Below are 11737 nucleotides of genomic sequence, written 5' to 3' on the forward strand. Positions count from 1 at the left end.
CGACTCGTCGTTAATCGGCGGGACGCGGACTTGACAGGGTCATAGTGGTGTTACCGGTAGGTGGCATCGCGGACGAACCGTGAGAAAGGTATTTCGTGTCTTCTGAGACGACCACCAATGGCCAGGCAGCGGATGCTGCCGCCGATCCGCAGGATGCAACTACGGATAAGGCTGCTGCCGTGCCGGCTGCCGACAAGGCCGCCACCGCGAAGAAGCCTGCTGCAAAGCGGGCTCCTGCAAAGTCCCGTGCCAAGGCCGATGAGGACGTAGAGTCCGAAGAAGCTGAAACCGACGCCGACGATGCCGAGCAAACCCCGAAGGCACCGGCCGTCGACGAGAACTCCAAGGGCTTTGTCCTCACTTCCGACGAAGACGATGCCCCGCAGCAGCAGGTCATGGTTGCCGGAGCCACTGCCGACCCGGTCAAGGACTACCTGAAGCAGATCGGCAAGGTTGCCCTGCTGAACGCCGAGCAGGAAGTCGACCTTGCCCTGCGCATCGAGGCAGGCCTTTTCGCCCACGAGAAGCTTAACGCCGACGAGGGCAAGATGGACAAGCGCCTGCGCTGGGACTACGAGCAGATCGTGCACGACGGCAAGATCGCCAAGAACCACCTGCTCGAGGCCAACCTTCGCCTCGTGGTGTCGCTGGCCAAGCGCTACACCGGTCGCGGCATGCTCTTCCTTGACTTGATCCAGGAAGGAAACCTGGGCCTGATCCGTGCAGTTGAGAAGTTCGACTACACCAAGGGCTTCAAGTTCTCCACCTACGCCACCTGGTGGATCCGCCAGGCGATCACCCGAGCCATGGCGGACCAGGCCCGCACCATCCGTATCCCGGTGCACATGGTCGAGGTCATCAACAAGCTGGCTCGCGTGCAACGCCAGATGCTTCAGGACCTCGGCCGCGAACCCACTCCGGAAGAGCTCGCCAAGGAACTGGACATGACCCCCGAAAAGGTCGTCGAGGTCCAGAAGTACGGTCGCGAGCCGATCTCACTGCACACCCCGCTGGGTGAAGACGGCGACTCCGAGTTCGGTGACCTCATCGAGGACTCCGAAGCCGTGGTCCCTGCCGATGCCGTGTCCTTCACCCTGCTGCAGGAACAGCTTCACTCGGTTCTCGATACGCTCTCCGAGCGCGAAGCCGGCGTTGTTGCCATGCGTTTCGGCCTGACCGACGGCCAGCCCAAGACCCTTGACGAAATCGGCAAGGTCTACGGCGTGACCCGCGAACGCATCCGCCAGATCGAATCCAAGACGATGTCCAAGCTTCGTCACCCCTCCCGTTCCCAGGTCCTGCGCGACTACCTGGACTAGGAGTTCGGCCTCAGGGCCCGATGCAGGTGCCGGTGTTTTCCCCAGCTAGTCAGGGGTCGACACCGGCACTTTGTGTCTTAAGCAGCGGGTCGTCATTGGCCTGGCGCATCCGGGAGGTCCCGCCAAACGACAGCGGGACCCCGGCATCAAGCCAGGGTCCCGCCCAAAGGTCATCTCAGCATGTGGCTGGCGACTCTTTTAGTCCTCGTCGTCGAAAACGGGCTTCTCGTAGAGACGCGCCGTTTCGTCTTGCCATTCGTTGGTCAAGGGGCGCAGCTTTCCTTCTACCGCGCGAGCGTGGTGTCCGCAGAAGAATAGCTCACCACCGGAGGTCTCCAATACCGCACGCACAAAAGCCTGTGCACCGCACCGGTCGCAACGATCAAGGGCATTCAGCTCTCGGGTTACTGCGGTCGTTGTCATGATGACCTCCTTCATTCGATGTGTACTCAATACAACCAGCAATAGGGCTATTTTCTTCGTGAAAATACGATCTTTCGCTCACCGCGTAGCACGTCAGGGGGTGAGCTGCCGCTCACTGGCGGCACGCATCAGCGAAATGGCGGGCCCAGAGACTATTGTGGTTAGCGTCGTTCCGACGTTTTTGAGGAGTTCAATAACCGTGGCCAAAAGCACTGACTACAACGCCCGACACCTATCCGTCCTGGAAGGGCTCGAGGCGGTACGCAAACGTCCGGGCATGTACATCGGTTCCACCGATTCGCGTGGACTCATGCACTGTCTTTGGGAAATCATCGACAACTCCGTCGATGAGGCACTGGCGGGCCACGGCCAATCGATCAAGGTCTTCCTGCATGCCGACGGCTCAGTGGAAATCCACGACGACGGCCGCGGCGTTCCGGTGGACATCGAACCAAAGACCGGGCTCTCGGGCGTCGAAGTGGTCTTCACCAAGCTCCATGCCGGCGGCAAGTTCGGCGGCGGCTCCTACACCGCCTCCGGCGGCCTGCATGGTGTGGGTGCGTCCGTGGTCAACGCGCTTTCTTCCCGTCTCGACGTTGAGGTGGACCGTGGTGGCAAGACCTATGGGATGCAGTTTCGCCGCGGCGAGCCCGGACGATTTGCCGATACGGGCAAGCCCAAGCCCGACTCCAACTTCGAACCCTTCTCCACGGCCTCGGTGCTTGACGTGGTGGGCAAGGCCAAGCGAGGAGTCACCGGCACCCGCGTGCGCTATTGGGCCGATCGACAGATCTTCACGCCCGATGCCAAGTTCTCCTACACCGAATTGCAGGCACGCGCCCGCCAGACATCGTTCCTGGTGCCGGGACTGAAGATCACACTGCGCGACGAGCGCGGCCTGGTCGGCACCCTGGGGGAGGATGGCCCCTATGAAGAGGTCTTCCACCACGACGGCGGGATCTCCGAGTTCGTTGAATACCTGGCCAACGATGCGGCCGTCACCGATATCTGGCGTTTCCACGGCTCGGGAACGTTTAAGGAATCGGTGCCGGTGATCGATGATTCGGGCCACAGCCGGATCACCGAGGTGGAGCGCACCTGTGAGGTGGACATCGCCTTGCGCTGGGGGATTGGTTACGAGACGAACCTGCGTTCCTTCGTCAACATCATTTCCACACCCAAGGGCGGAACACACCAAACCGGCTTCGAGCAGGCCCTGCTCAAGACCTTCCGCAAGGTCATCGAGGCCAACTCCCGCAAGCTCAAGGCCGGGAACGACAAGATCGAGAAAGACGATGTCGGTGCCGGGCTGACTGCGGTCCTGACGGTGCGCCTGGCCGAACCCCAGTTCGAGGGCCAAACCAAGGAAATCCTCGGCACCTCGGCGGTGCGCTTGATCGTTGCCAAGGTGGTCGAGAAGAGCCTCACGGACAAGCTGAACTCCACGGCCAAGGGCGACAAGACCCAGGCTGCAATGCTGCTGGAAAAAGTGGTCAGCGAAATGAAGTCGCGCATCTCGGCGCGTGTCCACAAGGAGACCCAGCGACGCAAGAATGCCCTGGAAACTTCCTCGCTCCCCACCAAGTTGGCGGACTGCCGCAGCACCGACACGGACAGGACCGAGCTCTTCATCGTCGAGGGTGACAGCGCCCTGGGAACCGCCCGCCTGGCGCGCTCCTCGGACTTCCAGGCGCTGCTGCCGATTCGAGGCAAGATCCTGAACGTGCAAAAGGCCTCGGTTGCCGACATGCTTTCCAATGCGGAGTGTGCCGCGCTGATCCAGGTGGTCGGGGCGGGCTCAGGCCGAAGCTTCGACATCGAGGCCGCACGCTATGGCAAGGTCGTGTTGATGACCGATGCCGATGTCGACGGCGCGCACATCCGCACCCTGTTGCTGACGCTGTTCTTCCGCTACATGCGGCCCATGGTTGAACAGGGCAGGGTCTATGCGGCAGTGCCACCGTTGCACCGCGTGGAGGTCATCACCCACGGCTCCAAGGACAACGAGATGGTCTACACGTACTCGGAGAACGAGCTTCACGAGGTATTGGCCGCCCTGGAAAAGGATGGCAAGCGCTACAAGGAACCTATACAGCGCTACAAGGGCCTGGGTGAGATGGATGCCGACCAGTTGGCCGAGACCACCATGGATCCGCGGCATCGCACCTTGCGCCGGGTGGGGCTGGAACATGCCGAATCGGCCGAGCGCGTCTTTGACTTGCTGATGGGTTCGGATGTGGCACCGCGCAAGGAATTCATCATTTCAGGAGCCGAGCTCCTTGAACGTGACAGGATCGACGCATAACGGGAAAACAATGGCCGGCCGGTGCCCTCGTAGGCGCCGACCGGCCATTTCCATGTTTGAACACGGAGCTGGATCAGCTGAAGAGCCCCGGGGCCACCAACATTGTGGTGGGCAGTGCCAGCAACAGCAACGCGGCCGTAAGAATCAGGGAGCGCACCATGGTCGACAACGGTGGCTGCGGTCTCAACAGCCGCCGCAGGCGATGCGACGAAAGCTCTTCGGTCGGTGCGCCGCCGGTGCCTGCGGTCGGCAGGGCAGCCGGCCCCCGCTCGGCCGGTTCGCCCAGTGCTCCCGTGGCGACTGTCAGCAAGGCGCGGAGCAAAACGGGGGCGGTCACTACCCTAAGGGCCGCGTCATCGGCGAGCATCTCAACCAACTCCTGGACGGCGGCCAGCGAGTGCTTGGCCGTTGGCAACCACGGCAGGGCATCGTTCCAGGAGGCGAAGGCCAGCAGGAGAAGGTCGTGGCGTTGCTCCAGGTGGGCCTTTTCATGGGCCAGGACTGCTTGCAGTTCATCCTCGTTCAATCGCTGAACCAGGCCACGCGAAAGCACGGTAACGGACCCGGCGAAGCTAGGAAGGCAATAGGCAATGGGGGTCTCGTGGTCCAGCACCAGGGTTCCGGGATTGGCGGTGGATTTCTGGCTGAGCAGTGAAAGGATGTGCCTGTGCCGTGCGCGCTGGCGGGTGATGCGCCAGGTGGCCCGGATCAAGGTGAGCACCAAATGGATTCCCAGCAGTGCTGCGGTGCTCAGGGCAAAGATGTGGATGGTTCCCGGGGAGGCGACGTCCGCATCGCCGAGGACGAGCCTTGCCCCGCCTTCCAGCGCACCCAGGAGTGAGTTTCCAAGTGGCTCAAGGCCCCAAAAGAGCATCGCGCCGATCATGGACAGTCCACCTGCCAGGGCGATGGCTTGCCAAACCACCATCGCAGTAAAGGGGGATCGGGCCGTCCATTGGGCGCGCGAAAGGGCGACGGGTACGGGCCATGCCAAAAGAATGGCCAGTCCAGCCAGGAGATAAGACGTCAGCAGCACGTTGGTAACCGTGCCGGTCGTCGCTAGGCGTTACGTGGTGTATCGAGGAGCAGGCGCAATGACTGTGCTTCCTCGGCGGAGATGCCGCCGATGAAGCGGGCCAATACGGCTTCGCGATCCAGCACGGTACCCAGGGCTTCGTTCATCAAGGACACGGTGTGGTCCTCGCGGCTCGTCACCGACGTGTAGCGATGCGGACGGATGTCGCGCTCACGCGCCACCAAGCCCTTCTTTTCCAGTCGGGCCAACACCGTCAGGACGGTGGTCACGGCAAGTTCCTTGCCCTCCACGTCGCCGGGTGCTGCGAGCTGGTCGCGAAGTTCATTGGCCGTGAGCGGGGATTCGGCATCCCAAAGGAGTTCCATTACTGCGCGTTCAAGGTCGCCAAGAGTGGCCAATCTCATTTCCTTACAAAGTGTTCCAGGCCCCGTGCAGCTAACGCAGAGGCCAGCGGGAAGTGTGTTGAGTGCTTCCCGCTGGATCCAGTTTACCGCGTTGGGGCCAAATGTTCTACAGTGGGTAGAAAGGAAGTTCTACGGATCGTAGAACTCGGGTGCGGGGCCGAAGCAACGCCGCGAATTACTGCACTGAAGGGTTTGGCATGGATGCACTGGAAATTGCCAGATGGCAATTTGGGATCACCACCGTTTATCACTTCTTGATGGTTCCCTTGACGATCGGCCTGGGGCTCACGGTCGCGGTGATGCAAACCGCGTGGCACCGAACCGGCAAGGAAGAATACCTGCGCATGACCAAGTTCTGGGGAAAGCTTTTCCTCATCAACTTCATCATGGGAGTGGCCACCGGAATCGTCCAGGAATTCCAGTTCGGCATGGCCTGGAGCGAATACAGCCGCTTCGTCGGAGACGTCTTTGGTGCACCGCTGGCCATGGAGGCGTTGCTGGCGTTCTTCCTTGAATCCGTCCTCCTGGGGCTATGGATCTTCGGCTGGGACCGGCTGCCCAAGCGCCTCCACCTGGCCACGATCTGGATTGCCTCGCTGGCCAGTATCTTTTCGGCCTACTTCATCCTGGTGGCCAACTCCTGGATGCAGCATCCCGTCGGCACCGAAATCGTCGACGGCCGCGCCACCATGGTCGATGCCTGGGCAGTCTTCACCAACAACACCGCCCTGGTCACGTTCCCGCACACCATCTTCGGGGCGTTTGCCGTCGCCGGCGGATTCCTGTTGGGCATCTCCTGGTACCACCTCCACAAACGCCGCCAGTCGGGCATTGACACCATGGACGCCTCGGGCAAGGTCGTGGTGGGGGAGTCTGCAACCTTGGGGAAAAACCGCGACAAGGTCGACTACCAGGTCTGGATCAAGTCGCTGCGCATTGGCGCCGTCGTGGCGATGGTTGCGTTCATGGGTGTTGCCCTCTCCGGCCACGCCCAAGCCCAACTGATGATCCAGCAACAGCCGATGAAGATGGCAGCCGCGGAAGCGGCCTGCCATGACGGCACGGGGTTCTCCCTGTTGTCGGTGGGCGACCTTCGGGGCGGCGGCGCAACAACCTGCGACGACGTCGTCGGCGTCTTCGAAATTCCGGGCTTGCTCTCCTTCCTCGCCCACGACAACTTCACGACCGAGGTCAAGGGGGTAAACACCCTCCTGCCCGAGTACCAGGAAAAGTACGGAACCCACCTTCCGGACAACCCGATCTACGGTGATCGCGCCGGAACCGAGATCAACTACCTTCCGGTCATGGAGGTCACCTACTGGGGCTTCCGCCTGATGATCACCCTGGGCGGACTCTCCGCGGTTGCCGCGGCGGTGGCCCTGTGGCTGACCCGCAAGGGAACCGTGCCTCACAGCAAATGGATCTCCAGGCTCGCCGTCCTGGGAATCCTGGCACCTTTTGGCGGAAACGCCGCGGGATGGATCTTCACCGAAATGGGTCGCCAGCCTTTCGTGGTGGCACCCAACCCTAGCTTCCAAGGCATCGACCAGGTCTTCATGTACACCGCGGCCGCCGTCTCTCCGGGGGTGAGTGCGGGGGAGATGCTCTTCTCATTGATCTCCCTGACCTCCATCTACGCATTCCTGCTGGTGGTCGAGGTCGTTCTGCTGACCCGTTACGTCCGTGGCGGGATCGGTTCGGCCATGCCCGAGCTCGATGGGCACCCCGATGACCAGGACAAGGACACCGACGTGCTGTCCTTCGCCTACTGACCGCCGACTCAAGAGTTAGGACTGTACAAGTGGATTACCTGCCCACACTGTGGTTCATCCTGATAGCCGTGCTCTGGGGCGGCTACCTGTTCCTTGAAGGTTTCGACCTGGGCGTGGGGATGCTCATGAAGACCTTCGCCAAGAACGAGAAGCAGCGCCGCGTGCTGCTGAACACCGTCGGCCCGGTCTGGGACGGCAACGAGGTCTGGCTGATCACCGCCGGGGCCGCGACCTTTGCAGCGTTCCCCTACTGGTACGCCTCGCTTTTCTCAGCCCTCTATGTCCCATTGACCTTGGTGCTCGTGGCCCTGATTTTCCGGGCAGTGGCCTTCGAATACCGCGGCAAGGCACACACCCACGCCGTGCGAAAGGCCTGGGACTGGGCCATCTTCCTGGGCTCCTTTCTCGCCGCTTTCGGCGTCGGGGCGATGCTGGCGCTGAGCACCACCGGACTTCCGCTGAACGCCAACGGCGACCGCGTGGGCGGGCCCTTTGCCTGGTTCAACATATACGCGGTCCTCGGCGGGCTCGCCGTCGTGGCATTCTGCCTGATTCACGCGTTGGCCTTCCTCGGCCTCAAAACGGACGGGGACATCCGCACCCGGGCGGCACGGCTCGTGGCCCGCTGGCTTCCCGTGGCCTTGCTGCCCATGGCCGCATGGGCGGTTGCGGTGGTGCTGCTGAACCACAGCATGGCCGCCGTGGCACCGCTGGGCCTGGCCGTATGCGCCCTGCTGTTCGCCTGGTTCCAGGCGAGCAAAAACTACGAGGGCCTGGTTTTCATCGGGTTGGGCATCTTCCTGCTGGCGGGGGTCGCGGCAATTTTCACCGCCGCATATCCCAACGTCCTGCCCTCCACCATTGACGCTGCCTTCAACCTGACGGTGTCCAACGCATCCTCGACCCCCTACACCCTCAGGCTCATGAGCATCGTGGCGGCTTTCGGCCTGCCCATGGTCCTGGCCTACCAGGCCTGGACCTACTGGGTGTTCCGCAAGCGGGTCACCGAGGTCCACATTCCCGAGGCACACACCGTGACCTCGATCGTCTGACCGGCACGAGGAGAAACCCCACCATGAAACCCGTTCTTCCCGCCGGGACCGGTTCCAGGAAGGTCCTGGCCCTGTTGGCCGGACTCGCCGCATTCAAGGCCGGTGGCATGGTCCTGGTTGCCGACGCCCTGGCCACTGCCATCAGCCAACTGGCTGCCGGCTCGCCACTCGATGTCCAGCGGCTGCTGGTGCTTGGCCTGGGCGGAACGATCCTTCGGGCAGCGGCGGTGTGGGGCACCGAGTTCGCGGCACACCGGGCCGGGCTCGGGGCCAAGGAGCAGCTACGCTCCCGGCTGCTGGCCGCCGGGCTGGACGGGAGGGTTGCCGGTGCCGACCCCGGAAACGGGGCGCTGGCGGCACTGGCCAGCCGCGGGCTGGACGGGCTGGACAACTACTACACGAAGTACTTGCCCGCGTTGGTATCTGCCATGGTCATCCCGGTCTTGGTCGGCGCCAGGATCCTGGCCGCTGACTGGATTTCCGCCCTTGTCGTCGTCCTTACGGTCCCGCTCATTCCGGTGTTCATGATCCTGATTGGACTGCATACCCAGGATCGGGTCCAGGCCGCGGCCGCCGGGTTGGACAGGCTTTCGAACCAGCTGCTGGAACTGGCCCAGGGGCTTCCCGCCCTCATTGGGCTGCGCCGGGCGGAGGGCAAGGGCAGGGCCCTGGCCAAGGTCTCCGAGGACTACCGCGAGTCCAGCATGAAGACGCTGCGCACGGCATTTCTCTCCGGGCTGGCCCTCGAACTCATCGCCACCATCTCGGTGGCGGTGGTCGCCGTCTTCATCGGCGTGCGCCTGGTCTACGGACATATGGGCCTGGAAGCCGGGTTGATTGCCCTGATCCTGGCCCCTGAATGCTACCTGCCGCTGCGTGCGCTGGGGGCGGCCTTCCACTCCTCGGAGGATGGGGTCCAGGCCCTTGAACGCACAGAGGGATTCATAGGCGCCACTGCATCGGACGGGCCGGATTCCGGGCTCCGGACACCGTCCGGGACCTCGCCCGTGTTGTCCATCAAGGGCCTTTCGGTCAGTTATGCCCGACGGTCCGAGCCGGTGGTTTCCGGGCTGGACCTGCAGCTGGATGCCGGCGCGGTGCGCGTGCTGGATGCTGAAAGTGGCAGCGGGAAAACCACGCTTCTGCAGGCGGTCCTCGGCCAACTTGGGCAGGGGGCCGAGATCGGCGGCGAGGTTCGCGTGGACCTGTCCCGCACGGCGTTCATCTCCCAGCACCCCCGGTTCACCGAGTCCACCGTGTCAGGCGAGATCCGGCTGCACGCCGGCGCAGGACTGTCCGGGGAAATGCTTTGGGCGGTCCTGGAAGAGGCGAACATCGCACACCTGGCGCAGCGGAACCTGGTGGACTGCAGCCCCGGCGAGCTGCGCCGCCTGGCCGTGGCGCGGGTGCTCGCCAAGGTGGCCGCCGACCCCGGAGTCAATCTGGTGCTGGCCGACGAACCGACAGCGCACCTGGACGAGGAGTCCGCCGTCCGCATCCGCCTGGCAATGCGCCGACTGCGCGGTCAATGCGCACTGCTGGTGGCCACCCACGACAGGGCCCTGGCTACGATGCTGCAGGCCCCGGACGCCGCCGCGCGACCGGCGGCCGAAGACCACGGACCCGCGCAACCCCCGCTCTTGGCCGCTGTTCCCGCACACCCTGCTCCAGTGCGCGAACCCCGGGCCGCGCTCCCGGGCCCGCGTGCCGCTCACTGGCGGCTGCTGGGCTCCATGCCGTGGTTCCGCAACGGCATGCTCCCGGGTCTCGTGCTGGCCGCGGCCGCGGCGATCTTCGGAGCAGGGCTGACCGGAATCTCCGGCTGGCTCATCGTCACCGCGAGCCACCAGCCCCCGATGCTGCACCTGATGGTCGCCATCGTGGGCGTGCGCACCTTCGGCATCGGCCGCGCGGTCCTGCGCTACGCCGAGCAATTGCGCGTGCACGACGCCGTCATGGGCTTCGCCTCCACCCTGCGGCAACGCCTCTGGGATGCGCTGGTAGCACGGCCACATGGCTGGGGCCGGCTCACCCGTTCGGGTGCTGCACTGGGTCACCTGGTGGCCGAAGTCGATGAGGTGCGCGACGCAGTGCCCCGGGTCCTGGTGCCGCCGGTCGCGGGAATCGCCACCTGGGTTGCCGTGACCGTGGGAATCGGCTTCTGGGCCCCGGCGGCGTTGCCGCTGGCGCTGGGGTTGGGGCTCGCTGCCTTTGTGCTGTTGCCGGCGGCCGTGCTTGCGGTGGAAAGGCGCAGCACCATTCACACCAGCCGGCACCGCATGTGGCTTGCTTCCCGGGTGCCCACGCTGTTGGGTGCGGCGGGGGACTTGCGTGCCAACCGGGTCGGCCCGCGGGCCCTGTCGGAGTTCACCGCGGCCGACGCGAGCGCAACCAGGTTGCTGCGTGCCGCGGCCCGTGGCGCCGGTGTCGCCCAGGGCGGGGCGGTGCTGCTTTCCTCGCTGGCCGCGGTGCTGGCGGTGGTCCTGGTGGGGACCGGCGGAGAAGCGGCGGCAGTGGCCGCGCTGCTGCTCCTGGCCCTGGGCGAGCCGATCGCCAACACCTCCATGTCCATCCAGCAATTGCCGCAACTCGATGACGTGTTGCGCCGCGTCTGGACCACTGCCGGCGGCACGGGCCACACCCCGGAACCCACCGGCGTCGCGGAGGTGCAGACCACGGAGGTACAGACCGCGGAACTGGGACTGCGTCTGCACGCTGCCGACATCGGCTGGGCCGCTGGGGAGCCGGTTGTCCAAGGTCTCGACCTTGACGTGAATCCGGGCGAATGGGTCGCGATCACCGGCCCCTCGGGCTCGGGAAAGTCGACGCTGCTGGCGGCCATGCTGGGTGCCCTGAAGCCCCTGTCCGGTGCCCTGCAGGCCAGGCGGGGTGATGGGGATTGGATGCCCATCGGTGCCGCTGACCTGGCCCGGGTGGCCTGGTGCCCGCAGGAAGCCCACCTCTTCGATTCCTCCGTGCGCTCCAACCTCGGGCTAGGCAGGGACGCCGAAGACCAGCCCTCCGACGCCGAACTGCGGGCGGTGCTGGCCAAGGTCGGGCTGGAATCGTGGTTGGGAACGCTGCCAGCGGGCTTGGATGAGCGCATCGGTTCCGGGGGCCACCAGCTTTCCGGCGGCCAGCGCCAACGCCTGGCCGTGGCCCGTGCCCTGGCCGCAAGGGCACGGGTGCTGCTGCTGGATGAACCAACCGCACACCTGGGCGCGGACGAATCGGTGGCATTGGTCGCCGATCTCCGCGCGGGCTTGGCCGGCGAAGCGGTGCTGCTGGTGACCCACGACGGAGCCGTTGCTGCACTGGCTGACAGGGTCCATGAACTGGATTCGGCGTCGCTTCAGGTGCCGGCCGCGGTCTAACTCTGGGAAGCGGAAAACGTGCCGGAGGCCAGGTTGCGCGGTGCGCAGCCTG

8 protein-coding genes are annotated in these 11737 nt (G+C 64.5%); 5 read left to right on the plus strand and 3 right to left on the minus strand.

The features are described 5' to 3' along the window. Positions 1-95 precede the first annotated feature (95 nt). Positions 96-1319 (plus strand): RNA polymerase sigma factor, encoded by a 1224-nt coding sequence (locus OIU93_RS13715; protein WP_264270635.1) that lies wholly within the window; start codon positions 96-98, stop codon positions 1317-1319. Positions 1320-1517: 198 nt separating this feature from the next. Here OIU93_RS13715 and OIU93_RS13720 read toward each other — a convergent pair whose 3' ends face one another. Beyond that, entirely contained in the window at positions 1518-1742 is a 225-nt protein-coding gene (locus OIU93_RS13720) for a hypothetical protein (protein WP_264270636.1), read from the minus strand. Positions 1743-1941: 199 nt separating this feature from the next. On the opposite strand from OIU93_RS13720, the gene OIU93_RS13725 reads away from it, so the two are divergent. Next, complete coding sequence (locus OIU93_RS13725; RefSeq protein ID WP_264270637.1) at positions 1942-4047, plus strand: type IIA DNA topoisomerase subunit B; 2106 nt, start codon at positions 1942-1944, stop codon at positions 4045-4047. A 73-nt stretch (positions 4048-4120) separates the two neighbouring features. On the opposite strand, the gene OIU93_RS13730 is transcribed toward OIU93_RS13725, so the two are convergent. Both OIU93_RS13730 and OIU93_RS13735 read right to left on the minus strand, forming a co-directional pair. Then, entirely contained in the window at positions 4121-5083 is a 963-nt protein-coding gene (locus OIU93_RS13730) for a M56 family metallopeptidase (protein ID WP_264270638.1), read from the minus strand. Positions 5084-5106: 23 nt separating this feature from the next. Then, positions 5107-5481 carry a BlaI/MecI/CopY family transcriptional regulator gene (locus tag OIU93_RS13735; RefSeq protein WP_217389836.1) on the minus strand — a complete coding sequence of 125 codons (375 nt, stop codon included), beginning with the start codon at positions 5479-5481 and terminating at the stop codon, positions 5107-5109. A gap of 203 nt (positions 5482-5684) precedes the next feature. Between OIU93_RS13735 and OIU93_RS13740 the strand changes: the two genes are divergently transcribed. Genes OIU93_RS13740 through cydC form a run of 3 tightly spaced genes read left to right on the plus strand, consistent with a single transcriptional unit; the run spans position 5685 to position 11685 of the window. Then, positions 5685-7259 (plus strand): cytochrome ubiquinol oxidase subunit I, encoded by a 1575-nt coding sequence (locus tag OIU93_RS13740; RefSeq protein WP_264270639.1) that lies wholly within the window; start codon positions 5685-5687, stop codon positions 7257-7259. 29 nt (positions 7260-7288) lie between these two features. Continuing rightward, positions 7289-8311 carry a cytochrome d ubiquinol oxidase subunit II gene (gene cydB, locus OIU93_RS13745; RefSeq protein WP_264270640.1) on the plus strand — a complete coding sequence of 341 codons (1023 nt, stop codon included), beginning with the start codon at positions 7289-7291 and terminating at the stop codon, positions 8309-8311. Positions 8312-8334: 23 nt separating this feature from the next. Then, complete coding sequence (gene cydC, locus OIU93_RS13750) at positions 8335-11685, plus strand: thiol reductant ABC exporter subunit CydC (RefSeq protein WP_264270641.1); 3351 nt, start codon at positions 8335-8337, stop codon at positions 11683-11685. Positions 11686-11737: the final 52 nt, after the last annotated feature.

Origin of the sequence: Paeniglutamicibacter sp. ZC-3 (assembly GCF_025847175.2) — a bacterium.
GTDB lineage: Bacteria > Actinomycetota > Actinomycetes > Actinomycetales > Micrococcaceae > Paeniglutamicibacter > Paeniglutamicibacter sulfureus.